Origin of the sequence: Caballeronia sp. GACF4, from assembly GCF_023631025.1 — a bacterium.
GTDB lineage: Bacteria > Pseudomonadota > Gammaproteobacteria > Burkholderiales > Burkholderiaceae > Caballeronia.
The window spans coordinates 47,498-68,006 of record NZ_JALQDW010000026.1 but is presented as its reverse complement, the minus strand read 5'-3'; the positions used below and the strand labels follow the sequence as shown (position 1 = coordinate 68,006).

The window sequence follows — 20,509 nt, the reverse complement described above, 5'->3', positions numbered from 1 at the left end:
TCAATGAGCGCGCCGGATCGCCGCCGAAAAGTCTTCGTCGATCAGCGCGCCTTCCGGCCGCACGATGAGACTGCGCCGCTTGAGTTCATCGAACGTCGAGGTGTTGTCGAGCAGGCCCATGCGATAGGTGTAGTCGTCGGCGTGGCCGCTTAGCAGCACCTTCCAGCTATAACGAAGATGCGGCGCGACCGTTCGCGCGTGATGCAGGATATTGCTCGTGCAGTTGTTGAAGAGCGTGTGATAGAACTCGGGGCGTTCGTTCAGGTCGTTCACGCGCCGCATGTAGTCTTTGAACAGCGCGCGCACGGTGGCGGCCGTGACCTGCGCGCGATACAGCGACACGCGTTCGCGCCGTATATCGGTACGCACGCCGATCAGATCGCGCTCGTCGGCCACGACATAGATCAGATCGTAATGCTTGAAGAAGCCGCGCCACGTCGAATAATGCTGCCCTTGCCGACGGCGCGTTTCGATTGAGATGGATAGATAACGGCCATCGTCGAAACCGAAGCTTACGAACACATGTGCAATGGATTCATGCGTCCAGCGCGACACCACGAGATCGACCGTCTGTAGTCGCGAGATCTCATAGATGGCGTCGAAATAGGCGGGCGTGGCTTCGTCCCGCGTTCGGTAGACAAAGTTGCGGACATTGCGAATACGCACTTGGTCGCCGCACCACATGGCGGACGCGGTCCGTGCATATTCCTCCACCCAAGGCGCGCTCTTTTCCGTGCCGGATTCCACGGTCGGACTCCATGAAAGGCTCGTGACCAACTGCCACTGTACCGCGAGACTTCGTGCGACTCGAAGCGCGGAACGATTCATGCGAAAGCGCCGGTATGCCCGAATATCCGCATGAATGCGCCGGTCTGAAAACAAGTATTGCGATGCCCGCTTACAATTGCTTCATCAGCCAGGATGCGCCGCCCGGAGTAGAAATGACCGGCCGTGCCGCATCGACATGCAGACAAAAATCCGGCTCGAAGACCGGCGTGCGAACCGTAAATCGTCTTCGACCGTCGTGTCAGGGCCGCACGAAGCCCGCGACCCGATCGTCGTCTTAATGCGTCTGCTGCCTGAAAGCTTGCGGCCATTGGACAAACCGGCGCGCCTTTGCGCCGCCGAAACGCCTTATCGAGACAATGACGGACAACTCCTCCACCGCACACAGCAGTGAATTCAATGCGCCCGATGCATCGGCGTATGCCGAATGCGCGCGCGAGCCCATTCACGTTCCTGGCGGCATCCAGCCGCACGGTCTTCTCTTGAGCATCGACGCACAAGGCACGATCTTGCAAGTGAGTGGCAATGTCGCGCAACTCACGTCGATCGCGCCCGAGCGTTGCCTCGGCGAGCCGCTGTCGTTCGTCATCGGCGATGAAGCCAGCCGCCGCGCCGTCGCCGAATTGGGAAGGCTTACGCGCGATGGCGCGACGATCCACACGGGCAATGTCGTCATCGATCATTGGAGCCAAAGCGGCCCGTTCGCGCTCGTCGTGCATCGGCATGAAGGCTTGCTTTTCGTTGAACTGGAACCCGCGCAACATACCGCCGAAGTGTTTTCGAGCATGTATCCGCTCGTGCGCTCCTTCGTCACCGAAGTGCAGTCCATGCGCACGGTCGAGCAGCTTTGCCAGTTCGCGGCGACGGAAATTGCGCGCATTACCGGTTTCGGGCGCACGCTCGTCTATCAATTCGACGAAGCCGGCAACGGCCACGTGCTCGCCGAAGCCATCGAGCCGGGCTATCAGTCATACCTGAACCAGTATTTCCCCGCGTCCGATATTCCCGCCCAGGCGCGCGAGCTCTACAAGCGCAATCGCATCCGCCTGATTTCGAACGCCGATTACGAAGCCGCGCCGCTCGTGCCCGCGCTGCATCCGCAGACTGGCCGGCCGACCGATCTCACCTACGCGTCCTTGCGCAGCGTTTCGCCCGTGCATCTGCAATATATGCGCAACATGGGCACGCTTGCCTCGATGTCGATGTCCATCGTCGTCGACGACACGCTCTGGGGATTGATCTCCTGTCATCACGCGACGCCGCGCCTGCCGCCCTTCGAAGTACGCACGGCTTGCGAGCATGTCGCGCAGATCGTCTCGCTGCAGATCGAGGCGCGTGAAACACAAAACGAAGCGCATTACCGGCTCGAACTGCGCCGCATGCTTTCGAAGCTGCTTTCGTCGATGGCCAATACCGACAGCTTCGTCGAAGCCCTGGTCAACGACTCGAACGACCTGCTCGGCTTGACGCGCGCATCGGGCGCGGCGGTGATCTTCGAGGGGCGCACGTCGCTCATCGGCGTGACGCCGAGCGAGCACGACGTGACAGCGCTCGTCGACTGGCTCGATCAGCAAAGCGAGGACGTGGTGCTGTCGGATCGCGCATCGACGGATTGTCCCGTGCTGCCAGATTCGCCGAATGTCGCGGGTTTTCTCGCGGTATCGATCTCGAAGATCTATCGCAATTACGTGATCTGGTTTCGCCGCGAGGTGGTGCAGACCATCGAATGGGCAGGCGATCCGCGCGCGAAGCTAACGGGGCTTTCTTCTTCGCTCTCGCCGCGCGTGAGCTTCGAAACGTGGACCGACGAGGTGCGCAATCGCTCCTTGCCGTGGCGCACCGCCGAGCGCGAGATTGCGCTGGAGTTCCGCGCGGCCGTGCTCGGCATCGTGCTGCGGCGTGCGGAAGAGATCGCGCAACTGGCGACCGAACTCGGCCGCGCAAATCACGAACTGGAAGGCTTTTCGTACACGGTGTCGCACGATCTGCGAGCGCCGTTGCGGCATATCGTGGGCTTTGCGGATCTGCTCAAGCAAATGGACGGCCAGAAACTGTCGGAGCGTGGGCGCGGCTATCTGGAGCGTATCGTGACATCGGCGCGCTTCGGCGGGCGTCTCGTCGACGACCTGCTTTCCTTCGCGCAACTCGGCCGCGCGGCGTTGCGGCCGCATAAGGTCGATATGCATGCGCTCGTGCATACGGTCATCCAGACCGACATCGACGAGGAAACGTCAGCGCGTGTGCACTGGAAGGTGGATGCGCTGCCGCCCACCGAAGCGGATCACGTCTTTTTGCATGTGGCGTTGAACAACATCATCGCCAATGCGGTCAAGTTCAGCGGCGCGCGCGAGCAACCGGTCATCGAAATCGGCTCGCGGGAAGGCACGGGCGAACTCGCGGGCTACACGGTGTACTTCGTGCGCGACAACGGCGTGGGCTTCGACATGCGCTACGTGGACAAGCTCTTCGGCGTGTTCCAGCGGCTGCACGTCGATGAAAAATTCGATGGCACGGGAATCGGACTTGCGAACGTGCGGCGGATCATCGAGCGTCATGGGGGCAAGGTCTGGGGCGAAGGCCAGCCGGATCATGGCGCGACGTTCTTCATTGCGTTGCCTAAGCAGTATCGACCGGAAAGCGGCGTGCGGCGCGATACGGCGGCTTCGGCGCTGGCGCGGCTGGCAGCGGGAACGGGCGGCGCGGCGCAGGATTTCGAACAACTCGTCAAGCGCTCGGAAGAGAAGAAATAAGCGCTTCGTTATTTGAGCAAAAGGGGCTGCAATCATGAGATCGCAGCCCCTTTTTTATCGCGTGATGCTAGGGCAACAACGAAGCACGCACGCTTAGAAGCGGTGACGCAAGCCGACCGCCGCCGCCACCTGATTCTGCGTCGTCGAAGGCGACAACGTGTTGATCATCGCGACATTGGCGCCTGCATTGCCAAGCTCGCCCGAAGCATGCTGATACACGCCTTCGACGTACACATCCATGCGACGCGAGAGCGAGTAATCCGCCTTGAGCGACACCGTATGCCACTTCGGATCGCCCGAGCCGTTTGCGCCGTTGATCTTGCCGTCGGTGTACGCGTAGGACGCGTCGAGATCGAGCGCAGGCGTCAACGCATAGCGGCCGTTCAGTTCGAAGTTGTTCATATGCAGGTTCGTGCCGCCCGGCAACGCGAACGTGGAGCCGCCTTGCGACGCCGCGATCAGGTTGTCGTAATGCGTATTCGTCCACACGAAGCCGACGGTCGCCGGGCCATAAGCGTAATTCAAGCCTGCGCCGAAGGTGCGTTGCTGATCGGCGGTCAGATTGTTGTTGCTGCCTTGACCCGCCACTACCGCGCCGCCCGTATTGCCCGTGCGCGAGTTATTGATTTGCAGGTAAGACGCCGCAAAGTTCAACGGACCCGTGCTGTACGAAGCACCCGCACTCCATGCGCGATTGTTCGAGAACTGGCCGGCGTCATTGCTAAAGCCATACAAGCCGCCGAACTTGAAGCCGCCATAGTTGGCGCTTTGATACTTCACTGCATTCTTGATCGAAAACGAGTTGTCGAGGTTGTCGTTATCGAACGGATGCGCCGTCAGGTTATTGCCATAGCCGCCGCCCGGTTCCGACAAGGGCGCGAGGTAGTCGACCATGGAGTCGTATTGGCGACCGAGCGTGATCGTGCCGTACTGGTCATGTTGCAAGCCGACATACGCCTGACGACTGAACATGGAGTTGCTTTCGCTATAGCTGCCGTTGTTGAGGTTGAAGCCGCTTTCTAATTTGAAAAGCGCGTGCATTCCGCCGCCCAGATCTTCAGACCCGCGCAAACCGAAATACGTGTCCGATACCGAACCACTGCCTTGCTGCCAGTTACTGTGTCCCGCGGAGTTGTTGGTGTAGACGAGGCCCGCGTCGAGCGTGCCGTACAAGGTGACGCTGCTTTGCGCCTGAGCCGTGGCGGCGAATGTGCCAAGAACGCCTGCGATGAGAAGAGTTTTTTTCATGGTTCTCTAAGTGCCCTGCTAAGTGTCATGTTCAAGACCAGGCTTCTTCAAGATCAGGCTACCGCGCAAGCAGAAGCTCGCTCCTCAAGAAACTTGAGGGACACTATATGTGAGCACTTCGCTTATTCCGCTGCGGTCGCCAGGAAACAATATTTTGCTAAAACCGCACTAAGCTAAGCGGACGCTTCATATCCCTTTAAGCTCAGACGCTTAGGTCTCTTGGCGAGTTATACAGACGAGGTTTCGTGTTGTGCATGAACGACGGCATTCCACCGATCCACGCAAGAGCCATTTGCGAGACATGCGGTTTGTTGTTGGCGATCGGGTTGTTACGCTTCGTCATGTCCTGAAGAACTCCGAATTGCAGTCCAGGGACAGGGGCGGCTTCGCGAGAGGAAGCCGCCCTTTTACGCTTTGATTGCGCTTGATTTTCAAGCGTCGCTTAACGCGCTTTCATGACTTAAGGCCCTTAATCCGCGCGCTTGGGAAATGCTAAGAAAACGCTAAAGAAAACTTAAGAAGCGCGCTTGACGAATTGCGCGACGAACGTGCGCGTCGAGTCATCGGCGAAGCGGACGGCAACGCTTTCACCGCTCATCATTTCCACGGTGCCCACGCCATAGCGACGCACGCGAACACGATCGCCCGCTTCGAAAGTCTTTAGTTTGCCCAGCGGCTTCGACGCTTCATCGACGCGTGCATGCTCACGTTCTTCACGCGCGCTTATGCTGATCTCCGGCGGATGTAGGCAATTATCGCAAGCGCCGCATGTCTTGCCGCCAAGCTCGTCCTCCGGCGATCGATAATTCATCTCCGCCTGACGCAGAAGCTCATGCGACTTTGCATCGTCGATATCGGCGGCGAAATAGTCGAGCACGATGCGCCAGCGGCATTGCGCGCTCTGCACGTACGTGATCATTCGTTCCAGCACCGCGCGGTCACGCTGCGCTCTCGCGGTGTACGCGCCCGCTGCTTGATCGAGATGCGCGAAGGCCGCGCCATCGTCGATGAGTTTCATGCCGCCGCGCTGCGTGCGCCGCGTCATGCCGAGTTCGTTCAACAATGTTGCCGCCACGCGTAACTTATTCGCACCGATATTCGGCATCGCTTCCTGCAAGCGTTCAAGCGGCTTCTGCAGCGTGTGGCCAGCGTCTTCCTTGGCGAGCTTGCATACGGTTTCGGCCACGAGTCGAATAGTCTCCGCACTCGGATAGCGGCCACCGAGAAAGAACTGCTGAACCTGCTTGTCCTTCATCTCGAAGAGCAGAATGCAATCCGCAGGCTCGCCATCACGGCCCGCGCGGCCTGCTTCCTGATAGTACGCATCGAGGCTGCCGGGCATCTGCGCATGCAGCACGAAGCGAATGTCCGGCTTGTCGATCCCCATGCCGAATGCATTGGTCGCCACCATCACGCGCACGCGATCTTCCATGAAAGCGTCCTGCGCTTCCGAACGTACACTCGCCGCAAGCTTGCCGTGATAACGCTCGGCCTCGACGCCGGCATCGACGAGCGCGGCATGCAGCGCCTCGCACTCGGCCACCGTCGAGCAATACACAATGCCGCTGCCTTGCATTGCGCTCACGCGTTCGATTGCACGCGCGCGTTTCTCCTCGGGATTCGTCAACTGCTCGACGGAGAAATGCAGGTTCTCGCGATACACGCCCGTATGGATCACGTTTGCGTGGCGCATCTGCAATTCACGCACGATGTCCGTGACGACCGCGGGCGTCGCGGTTGCCGTCAGCGCGAGCACCGGCGGTCGGCCCAGCGTCTTGACCGCGTGAATGAGTTCGACGTACGCGGGACGGAAGTCGTGTCCCCACTGCGAGATGCAATGCGCTTCGTCGATCACCACGAGCGGAACTTCGGGCATGCCATCGGCAAGAAGTGTTGCGTTGAACTCGGCATCGACGAGACGCTCGGGCGTGACGAACAGTATGCGAACCGCATGATCGGCGATAGCCTGCATTGCTTCGCGCGCTTCACTTGCCTTGAGCGTGCTATTCAGAACCCTCGTCGCCACGCCCGCTTCCGCGAGCTTGGCAGCCTGATCGCGCATCAACGATATGAGCGGCGATACGACGATCGTCATGCCTTCGAATTGCAGCGCCGGCAGTTGATAGCAAAGCGATTTGCCAGCGCCTGTCGGCATGACGGCAAGCGTATCGGCGCCGTCGAGCACGCTTCGAATGACCTCTTCCTGACCCGGCCGCAGGTGCGGAAATCCGAATACCTTGAGTAGTGCCTTTTCCAGTTCGGCGTCGAGCGGTCGCGACGAACGGCTCTTGCGTGTGCGGCTATCGTTCATAAGTCGGAGATGGCGAGGGCTTAGTCTTTCCAGTCTTTTCTTTTCGAATCGGCCTTGCCAGAGCCACTGCTCTTGGCGTTCTTCTGTTTCACGCGTTCCTCTTCGGTACGCGCGAGCGTCGTGGGATCGGTGCCCGCCTTGCCTGCGGCGCCCGCGCCACCTGCCGTTCCAGCCGACTTGCCGGATGCGCCAGTGCCCGATTGCGTGTTGCCCGGCACGGTGCTCTCTTCAGCGTGCGCCGCGATGGAGCCGATGAGTCCGGTCAACGCAACGGCGCAGCACAGGATGGAAGACGCTGTCTTTTTCATTGTCGATACCTCGATGGAGGCTAGCGCTTATGCAGGAGTTGCCGCGCTGCCTTCGAACAGCATCAAAGCAATCAGCAGACCCAGCACCACTTGCTTGAAGAAAGCGCCAAGGCAATGAAGAAATCTCCCGTCGATTCCTCCGTGCTTTGCATGCGTTCCATGCCTCGAACGGTCGTTCGGAGGAAAATCAGGGAAAACCCGCTCGATGTCAAAAGGTGCGGAAACGAGACCAGATAAGCCTCACCGCAAGCTGGTTTTCAATTGGAAACAATTTCGAAGACGGTAAAGCGAACCATCGGAACGTCAATTGCTCAGATGTTTACTTTACGAATCGAGCAGGAAAAGGACTATGAAGAAAGGCATCGATGCCGCCATCCCCGAGTTTCGACAGCGCCGAACCGCGCAACTCGCGGAAAGCGAACTCAGGCATCTGGAATTGATTCTCGCAAGCTATGCCGGGCCGCCCGACGTGGCGCCGGGACGCTTTCCGACCGGATATTGGGACAAACGCATCGCCCAGCTCGATGCCGACTACGATCTCGTCCCGTCGCAGTGCCATCGCGTCGCCTCGCTGCAACGCAAGCTTGCCCTTTTGGATAACGCGCTCGACTCCGCGTACCCCGAGTCGCATGAGGACGCTCAGAACCGGCGCGCAGCCGCCTGAGTTTGGTCCGTTCCAGGCCCACCGACTACTTTGCTCGCCGGATGGCCATACGCGCCACATCCGCCGCGAGATCCGCGCAAAGCTCGGCCCACTTGCCGAGCAGCGATGAATCATTAGTCAGGAAGTACGGCGAGCCGGCCCAGACCGGGCCGTTTTCATCGTCGTAAGCCACTTCGAAGATTCGCAGGTCTTCGTCATCGCCTTTGCCCATTGCGACGAGTTCGGCAAACGAGTGAACGTGTTTGAGCGCGACATCGTAGATGCCGATGCCGCGCAAGACCGCCATCACCGTCTTGCCGATTCGCCATGCCGCTTCGCGGCTGTCCGCCATGACGAAGGCCACGCCTTCCACGGGCGTTTCGAGTGTGATCCGGAAAAGCCGGGTCCTGCATTCGTTGCTGAGTTGGGTATTCATGGTCCGCAAGCTGGCGCGCCGCTTTGGCTCTACTCCAATCGAAGAAAGAGCCGCCGCGAGGCACGCGTGTGTCGTGGACGCGATCGGCACCTGAAGCACTGTCGCGTGTTTGTCGACCCCTTAGAGCCACACGATAAGCCGTTGTTCCCGAGTGAAAGCCATTCGTCTGCGCGTAGTGTGCACCACGCGCCGGGGGACCGCGTGAAGCGGTTTGTAATTGCGCCGGTGCGCGACGTGGAAGCATCTAGAATGAGGAACGATCCATCCCGCGTGCCCACCGAAAAAGGCGCCATCCATGACCGATCATCCCCACGCAGCCGACACACAGCGCCAGTTGCAAACCTGCATCTCGGTACGCGACATCGGCAGCTTCTTCGTCGGCGGCGAGATGCTTACGCTAAGCGGCATGCCGCATCGCGACCGCGTCAGCACGAACCAGGGCGCGGTGCATCCTGTCGATCAGAATGGCGAGATCATCGCGGGACAGATGTACGTGCAATACATCAGGCTCGAACGTCCCACCGGACGATGGCCGCTCTTGCTCTGGCATGGCGGCGGCATGAGCGGCGTCAACTGGGAGACCACGCCCGACGGCCGTCCCGGCTGGCAGATGTTCTTCCTGCGCTCGGGTCTGGATGTGTATGTCTCCGATGCGGTCGAACGCGGACGCGCGTCGTGGGCGCCGTATCCCGAGGTATATGCCGAAGCGCCCTACTTTCGCACGGCGCGCGAGGCGTGGGAAGAAACCTTCCGCTTCGGGCCGGCGGGCTCGTGGCATCCGGATGAAGCGGCAAGACGCTCGCACGAAGGCGTGCGCTTTCCTGTCGGGCGGATGGAAACCTTCATGCATCAGTTCGTGCCGCGCTGGGCGACCAACAATGCCCGCACGCAACATGCTTACGACGCGCTCATCGCGAGCCTCGACACCAGCATCATCCTCACGCATAGTCAGGGCGGCAACTTCGGGCTGACGGCCGCGCTCAATGCGCCGGAACGCGTGAAGGCAGTGATCTCGCTGGAGCCATCCGGCGCGCCGTCCCCTGACGATCGCGACGCCGCTCTTCTGCGCGATGTGCCGCATCTCTTCCTTTGGGGCGACTATCTCGATCAGCATTCGTTTTGGGTCGATTCGGTGCCGAACGTCCGGCGCTGGCATGACGCGCTGGCCGCGGCGGGCACGGATGTCGAATGGATCGATTTGCCCGCGCGCGGCATTACCGGCAACTCTCACGCGCTCATGGCCGACGACAACAGCGACGCCATCGCTGCGATCGTGCTCGATTGGCTGCGCAAGCACAGCCTCGCGGCCTGAGCACATGCGTCCTTACGATCCCGTTATGCCGTTCGCCGGGTTCGCATGTCCCATGATCGCCGCGATATTGCCGATGGCCGGTTGCACATAAACGGGCGGCGGTGCATCGAGCGGCAGCGGCGCGGGGCCGGAGTACATTGCGTGCGGGTAGACCGGCAGCGGCGGCGCGCTCTGCGCATTGGAAGCCACGGGAAACACGGGCCCGCCCACGATACCCACGCCAATGAACGGATGTGCCTCTGCCGCCGTCATGCAAGCGGCGCTCAAGGCCAGTGCCAGCGTGATGTTTCTGATCGTCTTCATGTTCGTCTCCTGTTGTTTCCGGTTCGTCGATGAAGCCATTCTGCGAGCCGAAAATGAGAGAAGAATGAGGACGTAGTGCAAGTCAGAAGAGTTCGGTATCCATCGGCAGCAGGTTGATCCACTTGACGGCGGTGCGCCGCTCGACGCCATCGTCGTGAATGGAGCGAATCATGACGCGTTCGCCGCGAGCCTCTCCCAACACTTCGACGATACGGTTACGATAGCGCGCGAGCGTGCCTCTGAGTGGCTTGCGTCTCTTGCGCCTGCGGGTTAAAACAGCGTGCATGGGCGTGACAGCGATTTATGACGGCATCATCATAACCATCGCCGCGCACAGGCTCAAACAAATCTCCCGTCTTCGCGCGAATTCAAGCAAACCCAAGCGAGCCGCCACACCATGCGACGAATCACAGTACGAACTTCTCCCGTCCATGGCCGGGGCGTTTTCGCCCTCGCCGATCTACCCACCGGCGCGCTGCTGCTCGAATACAAGGGGCAGCGGCTGACGTGGAAGCAGGCGCAACGCAGCCATGAACGCTCGACCGCCGAGGACGGTCACACCTTCTTCTTCGGTCTCGACGATGGCAGCGTGATCGACGGCGCACGCGGCGGCAACTCCGCACGCTGGCTCAATCACAGTTGCGCGCCGAACTGCGAAGCCGAGCAGGACGGCGAGCGCGTCTTCATCTTCGCCATCCAGCCCATTCGAAAGGGCGATGAGCTCTTCATCGATTACCGCCTGACGGTGGAAGGACGGCGCACGGCGGCAATGAAGCGGCTTTATGCATGCCGATGTCAGGCATCGGGCTGTCGGGGAACGATGTTGTCGGCGGGAAGGTAGTGCCTCGCCGACAACGTCGACGCTTAGATTTGCGCCATCCCTCCATCGACGAACAACTCGGCCCCGTTCACGAAGCTTGCGTCAGCGGATGCAAGAAACACCACCGCGCGTCCGATCTCACGCGGCTCGCCCAGTCGCGCGAGCGGCACCGACGAAGCCAGATGCGCATACAACCCTTCCTGCTGACCTTCGGGCACGATGCCCGCAAGCCCCGGCGTGCGCACCGGGCCCGGGCTCACCACGTTCACGCGAATGCCGCGATCCTTCAAATCCAGAATCCATGAGCGCGCGAAGTTACGCACCGCCGCCTTGCTCGCGCTGTAGACGCTGAAATTTTCCGTGCCTTGAATTCCAGTGGTCGAGGCCATCAGGACGACCGAGCCGCCATCCACGAGCAAGGGCAAGCTCTTCTGCACCGTGAACACGAGCCCCTTCACGTTGGTTCCGAAAATGCGGTCGAAGTGCTCCTCGTCGATCTGCGAAAGCGGCACCATGTCGCCACCGCCTGCATTCGCCACGACGATATCGAGCCGCCCCGCACGCTCGCGAATCTCGCTGAAGACGCGGTCGAGATCGTCGAGCTTCGATACATCCGCGCGAATGCCCGTCGCGCCCGCGCCGATGGCCGCGACCGCCGCATCCAGTTCCGCCTGACGACGGCCTGTGATGAACACCGTCGCACCTTCCGCCGCCAGTTCCTGCGCCGACGCAAGACCAATGCCGCTCGATCCGCCCGTCACCAGTGCAATCTTGTTTGCCAGCTTACCTTGCGTTTCTTGAGTCATGATGTTCTCCGATTCGATCAGTTAAGCCGGCGTCGTCGCCAGCGCATGAACCTCACTGTACAAACAATGGATTGTTGAATAAAGTCGTCGAACGCGATTACTTTATCCACCTGCGTAGATAATCAATGGACCAGATTCTTGCCATCCGGGTGTTCGCGCGCGTCGTCGAAACCGGATCGTTCACGCGCGCCGCCGGCTCGCTCGACATGCCGCTTGCAACCGTGAGCAAGCTCGTCGGTTCGCTCGAAAAGCATCTCGGCATGAAGCTGCTGCAGCGTACGACGCGTCAAGTCTCCGTTACGCCGGAAGGTAATGCGTACTATGAACGCACCACGCGCCTTCTGCACGAACTCGAAGATATCGACGCGAGCTTCAGCGCCGCGCAGAAGCGGCCACGCGGACGGCTGCGGATCGACATCGGTTCGTCCACGGCGAGCTGCGTGCTCATTCCGGCGCTGCCCGAATTTACCGCGCAATATCCGGAGATCAACATCGGGCTCGGCGTGAGCGACCGTCAGGTCGACCTGATCGGCGACAACGTCGACTGCGTGATTCGCGGCGGCCGGGCAGACGAACCATCGCTCGTTGCCCGGCCGCTCGGACGCGCTCGATTCGTCACGTGCGCCACGCCCGGCTACATCGAACGATACGGCAAGCCGCGGCATCCGTCCGATCTGGAGAAGGGGCATCGCGTGGTGAACTACATGTCGGCACGATCGGGCCGCGTCGTGCCCATGCGCTTCGAAAAGGGTGCGACGAAGATCGTCGTGGACGGCGCGCAGAACCCCTACATGGGCGTGAACGAAAGTACGGCGCACTTCGCGGCGGGGCTGGCGGGACTCGGCGTCATTCAGACGTTCGCCTATGCGGCCAATGCCGCGATCGCGCGCGGCGAACTCGTGCCGCTGCTGCAAGGCTGGCAGCCGGCGCCTTATCCGTTCTTTCTCGTCTATCCGCCCGACCGGCATATGAGCCAGCGGTTGCGCGTGTTTATCGACTGGGCGATGGCGCGCTTTTCCGAGGCGTTCGAATAGCCGCGGCTTGCATCCCGTGCGCGTTGTGATCCGTATCTTCCCTGAGAATACGAACGGGATGCCGGAAGGACACGGACATGACGAGGCTTCTTTATAGCGCCCTGGCGACAGATTGCTTGCAGCGCGCCGGCACGGTGATATATTTCGGCAGGACCTCACCCCCGAGCGCGGCTCGACCCATTCTGCCCATGACGGACACTACCTCCGGCAGCACCGGCAATTACTCCGACCGAAACGACGGCAGCGACACCGACGCCGGCTTGTTGCGGCGCGAGCGCCTGAACGACATGCTCGTGCGCGTCGCGAAGGGAGACCAGAAAGCGTTCGCGGAGTTGTACCGCGCGACCTCGTCGCGCGTCTTCGGCGTGATCTTGCGGATGATGCACGACCGAGGCGAAGCCGAGGACATCCTGCAAGAGGTCTACGCCGCCGCCTGGCGTCGCGCCGATTCCTTCGATCCCGAACGCGGCAGCGCCATCACCTGGCTCATTACGCTCGGGCGCAATCGCACCATCGACCGCATGCGTCAGCGCCGCGAGGAATTGCTCGGCGACGACGAAACCCCCGAAATCGCCGACGATGCCCCGACGCCCGCCGCCGCGGCCGAATCGAGCGAAGAGCGGCGGCGGCTCGAACAATGTCTCGACCGTCTGGAGCCGCAGCAAGGCCGCGCAGTGCGCGAAGCGTTTTTCACGGGCGCGACGTATAACGAGCTGGCGCAACGTCTGGCAGTGCCGCTCGGCACCATGAAGAGCTGGATTCGCCGAAGCCTCATGCAACTCAGGACGTGCCTCGAACAATGAACACGCCCGCCCAAAACGAAGACGATCTGCGCTGCGCCGAGTACGCGCTCGGCGTGCTCGACCTGCAGGAGCGCCGCGCGCTGGAAACGGACGTGACGCGCAATCCCGGTCTGCAACGCACGCTGGATGACTGGCACGAGCGGCTCGCTCCGCTCGCGCAGGACATCGCGCCGGTGACACCGCCCGCACGCATCTGGACGCGAATCCAGCGCGATCTCGGCTTCCTGCCGGAAGGCTCGGTGGCCAAGAAGAGCGGCTGGTGGAACAGCCTCGATCTGTGGCGCTGGCTGGCCGTCGGCGCGAGCGCCGTCGCGCTGGTGCTGGTCGCGGTGAATCTCACGCGCGCGCCGCAAGCGCCCCAGCAGCCAACCGTCGCTCAGGCGCCGCAATATATGGTGGCGACCATCGCGCAGAAGGACGGCGTCGCGCACTGGACCGCAACCGTCGATGTCTCGCGTTCGCGCATGGTGGTCGTACCGGCGGTGCAATCGGTCATCGCGGCGGATCGCGCGACCGAGCTCTGGCTGATCCCGCCGGACGCGAAGCCGATCGCGCTAGGCGTATTCCCGTCGAACACGCCTGCGACCATGAACCTTCCGCCCGAGATCATGGCGCTGCTGAGCAACAAGGCGGTGCTGGCGGTGTCGGTGGAACCGCCGGGCGGATCGCCGACCGGTGCGCCGACGGGTCCCGTGATCGGCACGGGCGAGATTCGCGGCACGTAACGCGCTACGTTATATAGGCGGTGCGCGTGCATTCTTTGCAGCGCACCGCTTGGCATCGCGATCGAAAGTAGTCGTCGCGCCGCCTGACAAGCCTGCTTCATCGATGATCCGACGAACCAACGCCCACGCCGACGTCGAGTTTTCGTTCGCCGTCGACAAGACGCGCTCTAACTGCATCCATCTCAAACCGGCATCCGTATTGCTCTATCGAACGCATGTTCGTGGAGCTTCGCATGCCCGTTGTCGTCTCCTTCCTGATTGCCTTCGTCGGCCTCGTGCTGCTCTTCAGCGCCGTATGGCTCTGGCAATTGCGCTCGAAAAACGCCGGCATGATCGATCCGATCTGGGCGGCATCGCTCGCACTCGTCGCGCTATTTATCGCGGTGGCCGGGACTGGCGCGTCCATCAATCGTCTATGCGTCGCGGCTGGCGGATGCGTCTGGGGCGCGCGCCTTGCCTTGCATCTGTGGCGGCGCAATCACGGCAAACCCGAAGACCCGCGTTATCACGCGTTTCGTGAACGCTGGGGCGCGGCAGCGGCGCGCAACATGTTCTGGTTCTTCCAGTTGCAGGTGCTCATCTCCATCTTGCTCGCGCTCGCGTTCTTCGTGCCCGCATATTCGGTCGAGCCCGCGCATCCGGTGGCTATCGCGGCGGCGGTCGTGGTGTGGATCATCGCCGTGGCAGGCGAAGCGCTGGCCGACCGCCAGTTGAAGCGCTTTGCCGCCGACCCATCGCATCACGGCAAGGTGTGCCGCGACGGCCTCTGGCGTTACTCGCGTCATCCCAACTATTTCTTCGAGTGCGTGCACTGGGTTGCCTACACGGTGCTGTCGATCGGCCTGCCGTGGAGCTGGCTCACCATCGCGCCGCCGCTGTTGATGGCGTGGCTCCTTATCAAGGTGTCGGGCATTCCGCTGCTCGAAGCGCGGCTTGCCGAAACGCGCGACGGTTATCGCGACTACATGCGCACGACCAGCGTGCTGGTGCCGTGGCCGCCGAAGCCGCCCGTGCATTCATAACCCGAGGATTTTGCCGATGAACGCATCGACACGACAAGCCAGCCCGCTCGACAATTCGAATCCCCCGTTGGACGAAAGCTGGATGATTCGCCTCTGCGAACGCGGCTGGCTTCCCGACACGCTGGTGCGCGCCGGCATGCGCGCTTTCATCCGCCAGCGTCTGCGCGACGAACACGCGGGCGACGGCGAGCGCCGCACGCAAGCGCTCGATACGCTGCTGGCCGATTTGCGCACGAGCCCCATTGCCATCGAAACGCAAGCTGCCAACACGCAGCATTACGAGTTGCCGGGCGCGTTCTTCGAAGCTCATCTCGGGCCGCGCCTCAAATATTCGTGTGGCTATTTTCCGAGCGGCCAGGAAACGCTCGCACAAAGCGAGATCGCGATGCTCGAAAGCTATGCCGAACGCGCGCAACTCGCCGATGGCCAGCGCATTCTCGATCTCGGCTGCGGCTGGGGCTCGCTCGCGTTGTGGCTCGCCGAGCGTTACCCGAATGCGCGCATCGTCGCGTTGTCGAATTCGCATGGACAGCGCGCGTTCATCGAGGCTCGCGCGGCCCAGCGCGGTCTCACGAACCTGCTGGTCACGACCGGCAATATCGTCGATTTCGACTTCCAAACCGATGGCGACGCCGTCGCGTTCGACCGCATTCTGTCTGTCGAAATGTTCGAGCACATGAAGAATTACGGCCTGCTGCTCGAAAAGATTGCGCGCTGGCTCGCCGACGACGGCAAGCTCTTCGTGCATATCTTCGCGCATCGCACGCTCGCTTATCACTTCTCCTCGCGCGACAGTTCGGACTGGATGTCGCGCTATTTCTTCACCGGCGGAACCATGCCGTCCGCCGCGCTGCTGCTCAACTTCCAGGACGATTTGCGCGTGACGCGCCAATGGTGGGTCAACGGCTCGCACTACGCGCGCACGGCCGATCTCTGGCTCGCCGCGCTCGACGCGGCGCGCGCTCGCGTCATGCCGATGCTTCAGAACACTTATGGCGACGACGCCGCACTCTGGCTGCAACGCTGGCGCATGTTTTATATGGCAGTGTCCGAACTGTTCGGCTATGCGTCCGGTAGTGAGTGGGGCGTCGCGCACTACCTGTTCGAGAAGCGGCTGAACACTCGGCCGAACACTCTTCAGTCAAAGGTCATCTCATGAAACGCGCACTCATTGCCGCGCTCGCTGGCGCGGGCATCATCCTGCTAGTTGCAAGCTGCTCGAATGGTCCGCCGAATCCGAACCCGCGCGCCGAACAGCCTTTGCAAAGCGTGCCTGTCGATCTGCCGCGCTATATGGGACGCTGGTTCGTGATCGCGAATATCCCCTACTTCGCCGAACGCGATTTCGTCGCGAGTCATGTCATGTGGACCTTGCGCGACGACGGCAAGATCGTCGACGAGTTCTTCGGCCGCAAGAAGGGCTTCGACGCGCCCGAAACGCATCATCAGTTTCTCGATTCGGTGACGCCCGGCAGCGGCGGCGGCGAATGGAGCGTACGCATCTTCTGGCCGATCCACGTGACGCAGATGACGCTTTATGTCGATCCGGATTATCGCTACACCATTCTCGGCTATCCCAACAAGAAGCTCGGCTGGATCTTCTCGCGCGAGCCGACCATGAACGACGAGACGTATCGCTCGCTCCTCGCGCGTCTGGACGCAATGGGATACGACACGACGCAGTTCCGGCGCGTGCCGCAAAGCCCCGAGCAGATCGGACAGCCAGGCTTTCAGAGTCCCGGACAGGGCGACTGAAAACCTTTGCATGCCATTTGCATCCGGCGGGCGCGCCGCATCGTATTGATTTGCGACGACACGTTTGACCGCTGCCCGCAATGGCCCACTCGGCGCGAGGAGACCTCTCGACATGAACCGAAGAGCACCAGGACAAGGTCAGCGCATCGCCGTGGTCGGCGCGGGAATCGCCGGACTGGCGAGCGCGTGGCTGCTTGTGCGCAAGCATCGCGTGACGTTGTTCGAATCCGCGGATTATCTCGGCGGCCATACCAACACCGTGGACGTGGAACTGGATGGCAAACGGCATCCCGTGGATACCGGCTTTCTCGTCTTCAACGAGCGCACGTATCCGAACCTGATCGCGATGCTCGCAGAACTCGGCGTGGCGACGCATCAAAGCGACATGTCGTTTTCCGTGTCGCTCGATGGCGGGCGGCTCGAATGGGCCGGCACGAGTCTGAACACGGTCTTCGCGCAGCGGCGCAATCTGTTTTCGCCCGCGTTCATCGGCATGTTGCGCGACATTCTGCGCTTCAATGCATCGGCGCAGCAGCATTTGGAGCGTGCAACGCTCAACCGGTGTTCGGTCGGCGAGTTGCTGCTCGAAGGCGGTTATGGCGCGCCGTTTCAGCGTCACTATCTTTTGCCGATGGCCGCCGCGATCTGGTCGAGCGCCGCCAGCGACATCTTGCGTTTTCCCGCCGCGACCTTTCTGCGCTTCTGTCTCAATCACGCGCTCTTGCAGGTCAACAATCGGCCGCGGTGGCGCACCGTGACGGGCGGCGGACGCGAGTATGTGCGGCGTATCGCGGCAACGCTCGACGATGTGCGCATCGGCACGCCCGTGCGCGGTATTCGTCGCGATGACGAAGGCGTCGTCGTCATGACCGATGACGCCGGACCCGAACGTTTCGATGCTCTCGTCCTCGCCACCCACGCGCCAACGAGCCTGCATCTGCTCTACGACGCTTCGGCCAGCGAGCGCACATTGCTTTCTGCCGTGCGCTATCAGCGCAATCTTGCCGTGCTGCATACGGATCGCGCGTTGCTGCCGCGCCGCCGCCGCGTGTGGTCGGCGTGGAACTATCTCGGCGCGCGCGCGTGGGCGGGCCACGGTGAGGCCGAACCGGTGTGCGTGAGCTATCTGCTCAATCAGCTTCAGCCGCTGCCGTTCGAAACACCGGTGATCGTGACGCTCAATCCCGTCGATGAACCCGCGCCCGGCAGCGAACTCGGCCGCTACGAATACGAGCATCCGCTGCTCGATCTCGCCGCCGTGGATGCACAGCAGCGCCTGCCCGAGATTCAGGGCGTGCACAACACCTGGTTCGCGGGCGCGTGGACGGGATACGGCTTTCACGAGGACGGCCTGAAGTCGGCGTTGAGGATTGCGCGGGACTTTGGCGTGGAACCGGAATGGGCGCGCTTGTGAAGGTCGCGCGCGGCCACGGCGAGGCAGCACGTTTGCTCACGGGCCGCGTGATGCACGAGCGCCTGCGGCCGGTGCGTCATCGCTTCGAGTATCCGGTTTGTTATGTCTCTTGCGACCTCGCGCGCCTTGGCGAAGTGAAGCGTGCGTGGTTCGGCATCGACCAGGTTCGGCCGTTCGCGTTTTTTCAGCGCGACTTCGGTCCGCGCGATGGCAGCGATCTGCAAACGTGGATGCGCGCCCGCCTCGCCGATGCCGCGATTCCCGCCGATGGCGAAATCCGGCTGCTCTCCATTCCGCGCGTCTTCGGCCATGCTTTCAATCCCGTGAGCTTCTGGTTCTGCCATGACCGCGCGGGCAACTTGCGCGCGCTGTACGCGGACGTGCGCAACACCTTCGGCGAGCATCGCGGCTATCTCTTGAGTGCGCCCGACCACGCGCCTATCGTCGATGACACCGAGCTCGCCTGCCGCAAGACGCTGCACGTATCCCCTTTCTGCGACGTCGATGGCGACTATGCCTTTCGCGTGCGGCGGCATGGCGACCGGCTGTCGGTCGCGATCGACTATCGCGACCGCGACGGGCTATTGATTCGCACGGCAATCGGCCTGAAGGCGCGGCCGCTAACCGGCCCGCTTGCCTTGCGCACGCTATTGAGCCAGCCGCTGCTGGCTGTCGCCGTCGTCGCGCGCATTTACTGGCAGGCGCTTCGGCTCTGGATCAAGCGCGTGCCGTTCCACGGCAGACATCCGCCATCGGCCGAGGACCCGAACGCGATGAAAGAACGGACCGAATAACAAAACACAAGGCTAGACATGAATCTTTTGCGGACGATTTCCGCGCAGGCGGGCATGCCGCTTTCGGCGCGGCTTTTCATGGGCCTCCTCAAACGCATACGCGTGGGTCATCTCGTGCTCGTCACGCCCGACGGCGACCGCTGTGTGTTCGGCGATGCCCTGCAGCAGCCCGCGGCCACGCTGCACCTGCACGACTGGCGCGCGTGCCGGGCCGTTCTCCGTTCAGGCGATATCGGCTTTGCGCAGGCGTATCGCGATCACTGGCTCGATACGCCCGACCCCGCCGCGGTATTGCGGCTCGCGATGCGCAATCAGAAGGTCGTCGAGCGCACTGTGAACGGTGGCTGGATCGCGCAGTGCGTGCATAACGTCAGGCATCGGCTGCGGCCCAACACGCGCGCCGGCAGCCGTCGCAATATCCACGCGCATTACGACATCGGCAACGACTTTTACGCGCTCTGGCTCGACCCCACGTGGACCTATTCGAGCGCGTGGTTCGACGGCGACGCGAGCCTCTCGCTCGAAGCGGCGCAGGAACGCAAGTACCGGCGCATCGTCGAGACGCTCGGCTTGCGCGCGGGCATGCGCGTGCTCGAGATTGGCTGCGGCTGGGGCGGTTTCGCGCGGCATGCGGCGCGCGAGGGCATTCGCGTGCATGGCGTAACGATATCGGCGGCGCAGCATGCGTTCGCGCGCGAACGCATGGAACGCGAGGGTTTGAGCGAACTTGTCGATATCGAGCTACGCGATTATCGCGATCTGCGTGAGCAATACGACGCCATCGTGTCGATCGAAATGTTCGAGGCGGTTGGCGAGCGCTTCTGGCCCACGTACTTCCGCACGCTGCGCCGCTGTCTCGCGCCGGGCGCGCAGGCGCTGGTGCAGTCGATCACGATCGAGGATGCGCGTTTTCTGGCGTATCGCGCGTCGAGCGATTTCATCCGCGAGCAGATTTTCCCTGGCGGCATGTTGCCGAGTCCCGAGCGCTTCGTGCAGGCGGCGCAGAAAGCGGGGATGAGCGCGGCGCCGTCGCTTGCGTTCGGCGCGGACTATGCGCGCACGCTGCATCACTGGCGCGCCGCTTTCGAAGCGCGGCTCGACGCAGTGCGTGCGCTTGGATTCGACGATGCGTTCATTCGCACGTGGCGGCTGTATCTGGCTTTTTGCGAGGCGGGCTTTGGTGAAGGGCGGATCGATGTGATGCATTTGGTGGTGCGGTAAGGCTTCGGGACAGGGCGG

20 protein-coding genes are annotated in these 20,509 nt (G+C 62.1%); 13 read left to right on the top strand and 7 right to left on the bottom strand.

Going from position 1 to position 20,509, the window contains the following annotated elements; all coding sequences use genetic code 11:
- Nucleotides 1–828, bottom strand: coding sequence for an Lnb N-terminal periplasmic domain-containing protein (locus tag NCR40_RS24220; protein ID WP_250510906.1), 828 nt, complete (start codon nucleotides 826–828; stop codon nucleotides 1–3).
- 317 nt (nucleotides 829–1,145) lie between these two features.
- On the opposite strand from NCR40_RS24220, the gene NCR40_RS24215 reads away from it, so the two are divergent.
- The gene (locus tag NCR40_RS24215) at nucleotides 1,146–3,536 is read left to right on the top strand and encodes an ATP-binding protein (protein ID WP_250510905.1); all 2,391 of its coding nucleotides are present in this window, start codon (nucleotides 1,146–1,148) and stop codon (nucleotides 3,534–3,536) included.
- A 93-nt stretch (nucleotides 3,537–3,629) separates the two neighbouring features.
- On the opposite strand, the gene NCR40_RS24210 is transcribed toward NCR40_RS24215, so the two are convergent.
- The 3 genes from NCR40_RS24210 to NCR40_RS24200 all read right to left on the bottom strand — a co-directional run bounded on the left by NCR40_RS24210 (nucleotide 3,630) and on the right by NCR40_RS24200 (nucleotide 7,403).
- Nucleotides 3,630–4,784: a porin gene (locus tag NCR40_RS24210; protein ID WP_250510904.1), complete on the bottom strand. Its 1,155-nt coding sequence runs from the start codon at nucleotides 4,782–4,784 to the stop codon at nucleotides 3,630–3,632.
- 514 nt (nucleotides 4,785–5,298) lie between these two features.
- Nucleotides 5,299–7,095 (bottom strand): RecQ family ATP-dependent DNA helicase, encoded by a 1,797-nt coding sequence (locus NCR40_RS24205; RefSeq protein WP_250510903.1) that lies wholly within the window; start codon nucleotides 7,093–7,095, stop codon nucleotides 5,299–5,301.
- Nucleotides 7,096–7,115: 20 nt separating this feature from the next.
- Complete coding sequence (locus NCR40_RS24200; RefSeq protein ID WP_244829822.1) at nucleotides 7,116–7,403, bottom strand: hypothetical protein; 288 nt, start codon at nucleotides 7,401–7,403, stop codon at nucleotides 7,116–7,118.
- A 349-nt stretch (nucleotides 7,404–7,752) separates the two neighbouring features.
- On the opposite strand from NCR40_RS24200, the gene NCR40_RS24195 reads away from it, so the two are divergent.
- Nucleotides 7,753–8,067 (top strand): hypothetical protein, encoded by a 315-nt coding sequence (locus NCR40_RS24195; RefSeq protein ID WP_244829823.1) that lies wholly within the window; start codon nucleotides 7,753–7,755, stop codon nucleotides 8,065–8,067.
- Between the two features lie 25 nt (nucleotides 8,068–8,092).
- Here the strand turns inward: NCR40_RS24195 and NCR40_RS24190 are convergent, their stop codons facing one another.
- Nucleotides 8,093–8,482, bottom strand: coding sequence for a hypothetical protein (locus NCR40_RS24190; protein ID WP_250469072.1), 390 nt, complete (start codon nucleotides 8,480–8,482; stop codon nucleotides 8,093–8,095).
- A gap of 295 nt (nucleotides 8,483–8,777) precedes the next feature.
- Between NCR40_RS24190 and NCR40_RS24185 the strand changes: the two genes are divergently transcribed.
- Nucleotides 8,778–9,794, top strand: a complete 1,017-nt coding sequence (locus NCR40_RS24185; RefSeq protein WP_250510902.1) for an alpha/beta hydrolase — start codon at nucleotides 8,778–8,780, stop codon at nucleotides 9,792–9,794.
- Nucleotides 9,795–9,806: 12 nt separating this feature from the next.
- Here the strand turns inward: NCR40_RS24185 and NCR40_RS24180 are convergent, their stop codons facing one another.
- Nucleotides 9,807–10,097 carry a hypothetical protein gene (locus tag NCR40_RS24180; protein WP_250469068.1) on the bottom strand — a complete coding sequence of 97 codons (291 nt, stop codon included), beginning with the start codon at nucleotides 10,095–10,097 and terminating at the stop codon, nucleotides 9,807–9,809.
- 397 nt (nucleotides 10,098–10,494) lie between these two features.
- Between NCR40_RS24180 and NCR40_RS24175 the strand changes: the two genes are divergently transcribed.
- Nucleotides 10,495–10,938, top strand: coding sequence for an SET domain-containing protein (locus NCR40_RS24175; protein ID WP_250469065.1), 444 nt, complete (start codon nucleotides 10,495–10,497; stop codon nucleotides 10,936–10,938).
- A gap of 23 nt (nucleotides 10,939–10,961) precedes the next feature.
- On the opposite strand, the gene NCR40_RS24170 is transcribed toward NCR40_RS24175, so the two are convergent.
- Nucleotides 10,962–11,723, bottom strand: coding sequence for an SDR family NAD(P)-dependent oxidoreductase (locus NCR40_RS24170; protein ID WP_244829828.1), 762 nt, complete (start codon nucleotides 11,721–11,723; stop codon nucleotides 10,962–10,964).
- Between the two features lie 125 nt (nucleotides 11,724–11,848).
- On the opposite strand from NCR40_RS24170, the gene NCR40_RS24165 reads away from it, so the two are divergent.
- The 9 genes from NCR40_RS24165 (at nucleotide 11,849) to NCR40_RS24125 (ending at nucleotide 20,491) form a co-directional block, all read left to right on the top strand.
- Nucleotides 11,849–12,757 carry a LysR family transcriptional regulator gene (locus tag NCR40_RS24165; RefSeq protein ID WP_250510901.1) on the top strand — a complete coding sequence of 303 codons (909 nt, stop codon included), beginning with the start codon at nucleotides 11,849–11,851 and terminating at the stop codon, nucleotides 12,755–12,757.
- Between the two features lie 188 nt (nucleotides 12,758–12,945).
- Nucleotides 12,946–13,560, top strand: coding sequence for a sigma-70 family RNA polymerase sigma factor (locus tag NCR40_RS24160; protein WP_250510900.1), 615 nt, complete (start codon nucleotides 12,946–12,948; stop codon nucleotides 13,558–13,560).
- The gene (locus tag NCR40_RS24155) at nucleotides 13,557–14,285 is read left to right on the top strand and encodes an anti-sigma factor (protein WP_250510899.1); all 729 of its coding nucleotides are present in this window, start codon (nucleotides 13,557–13,559) and stop codon (nucleotides 14,283–14,285) included. Before NCR40_RS24160 ends, NCR40_RS24155 begins: the two co-directional genes overlap by 4 nt.
- Before the next feature lie 233 nt (nucleotides 14,286–14,518).
- On the top strand, nucleotides 14,519–15,307 hold the full coding sequence (locus NCR40_RS24150) for a DUF1295 domain-containing protein (RefSeq protein ID WP_250510898.1): 789 nt from the start codon (nucleotides 14,519–14,521) through the stop codon (nucleotides 15,305–15,307).
- A gap of 16 nt (nucleotides 15,308–15,323) precedes the next feature.
- Nucleotides 15,324–16,466: an SAM-dependent methyltransferase gene (locus NCR40_RS24145; RefSeq protein WP_250510897.1), complete on the top strand. Its 1,143-nt coding sequence runs from the start codon at nucleotides 15,324–15,326 to the stop codon at nucleotides 16,464–16,466.
- A complete protein-coding gene (locus NCR40_RS24140; protein ID WP_250510896.1) occupies nucleotides 16,463–17,062 on the top strand; it encodes a lipocalin family protein in 600 nt (199 codons plus the stop codon). The genes NCR40_RS24145 and NCR40_RS24140 overlap by 4 nt, the downstream gene beginning before the upstream one ends.
- A gap of 112 nt (nucleotides 17,063–17,174) precedes the next feature.
- Complete coding sequence (locus NCR40_RS24135; RefSeq protein WP_250510895.1) at nucleotides 17,175–18,476, top strand: NAD(P)/FAD-dependent oxidoreductase; 1,302 nt, start codon at nucleotides 17,175–17,177, stop codon at nucleotides 18,474–18,476.
- On the top strand, nucleotides 18,461–19,270 hold the full coding sequence (locus NCR40_RS24130; RefSeq protein WP_250510894.1) for a DUF1365 domain-containing protein: 810 nt from the start codon (nucleotides 18,461–18,463) through the stop codon (nucleotides 19,268–19,270). Before NCR40_RS24135 ends, NCR40_RS24130 begins: the two co-directional genes overlap by 16 nt.
- A gap of 18 nt (nucleotides 19,271–19,288) precedes the next feature.
- On the top strand, nucleotides 19,289–20,491 hold the full coding sequence (locus tag NCR40_RS24125; protein ID WP_250510893.1) for an SAM-dependent methyltransferase: 1,203 nt from the start codon (nucleotides 19,289–19,291) through the stop codon (nucleotides 20,489–20,491).
- Nucleotides 20,492–20,509 lie beyond the last annotated feature (18 nt).

Bases quoted from the DNA above. Each gene is read 5' to 3' on its own strand.
- NCR40_RS24220 (WP_250510906.1), bottom strand. From the start codon at position 828: ATGAATCGTTCCGCGCTTCGAGTCGCACGAAGTCTCGCGGTACAGTGG.
- NCR40_RS24215 (WP_250510905.1), top strand. From the start codon at position 1,146: ATGACGGACAACTCCTCCACCGCACACAGCAGTGAATTCAATGCGCCC.
- NCR40_RS24210 (WP_250510904.1), bottom strand. From the start codon at position 4,784: ATGAAAAAAACTCTTCTCATCGCAGGCGTTCTTGGCACATTCGCCGCC.
- NCR40_RS24205 (WP_250510903.1), bottom strand. From the start codon at position 7,095: ATGAACGATAGCCGCACACGCAAGAGCCGTTCGTCGCGACCGCTCGAC.
- NCR40_RS24200 (WP_244829822.1), bottom strand. From the start codon at position 7,403: ATGAAAAAGACAGCGTCTTCCATCCTGTGCTGCGCCGTTGCGTTGACC.
- NCR40_RS24195 (WP_244829823.1), top strand. From the start codon at position 7,753: ATGAAGAAAGGCATCGATGCCGCCATCCCCGAGTTTCGACAGCGCCGA.
- NCR40_RS24190 (WP_250469072.1), bottom strand. From the start codon at position 8,482: ATGAATACCCAACTCAGCAACGAATGCAGGACCCGGCTTTTCCGGATC.
- NCR40_RS24185 (WP_250510902.1), top strand. From the start codon at position 8,778: ATGACCGATCATCCCCACGCAGCCGACACACAGCGCCAGTTGCAAACC.
- NCR40_RS24180 (WP_250469068.1), bottom strand. From the start codon at position 10,097: ATGAAGACGATCAGAAACATCACGCTGGCACTGGCCTTGAGCGCCGCT.
- NCR40_RS24175 (WP_250469065.1), top strand. From the start codon at position 10,495: ATGCGACGAATCACAGTACGAACTTCTCCCGTCCATGGCCGGGGCGTT.
- NCR40_RS24170 (WP_244829828.1), bottom strand. From the start codon at position 11,723: ATGACTCAAGAAACGCAAGGTAAGCTGGCAAACAAGATTGCACTGGTG.
- NCR40_RS24165 (WP_250510901.1), top strand. From the start codon at position 11,849: ATGGACCAGATTCTTGCCATCCGGGTGTTCGCGCGCGTCGTCGAAACC.
- NCR40_RS24160 (WP_250510900.1), top strand. From the start codon at position 12,946: ATGACGGACACTACCTCCGGCAGCACCGGCAATTACTCCGACCGAAAC.
- NCR40_RS24155 (WP_250510899.1), top strand. From the start codon at position 13,557: ATGAACACGCCCGCCCAAAACGAAGACGATCTGCGCTGCGCCGAGTAC.
- NCR40_RS24150 (WP_250510898.1), top strand. From the start codon at position 14,519: ATGCCCGTTGTCGTCTCCTTCCTGATTGCCTTCGTCGGCCTCGTGCTG.
- NCR40_RS24145 (WP_250510897.1), top strand. From the start codon at position 15,324: ATGAACGCATCGACACGACAAGCCAGCCCGCTCGACAATTCGAATCCC.
- NCR40_RS24140 (WP_250510896.1), top strand. From the start codon at position 16,463: ATGAAACGCGCACTCATTGCCGCGCTCGCTGGCGCGGGCATCATCCTG.
- NCR40_RS24135 (WP_250510895.1), top strand. From the start codon at position 17,175: ATGAACCGAAGAGCACCAGGACAAGGTCAGCGCATCGCCGTGGTCGGC.
- NCR40_RS24130 (WP_250510894.1), top strand. From the start codon at position 18,461: ATGGGCGCGCTTGTGAAGGTCGCGCGCGGCCACGGCGAGGCAGCACGT.
- NCR40_RS24125 (WP_250510893.1), top strand. From the start codon at position 19,289: ATGAATCTTTTGCGGACGATTTCCGCGCAGGCGGGCATGCCGCTTTCG.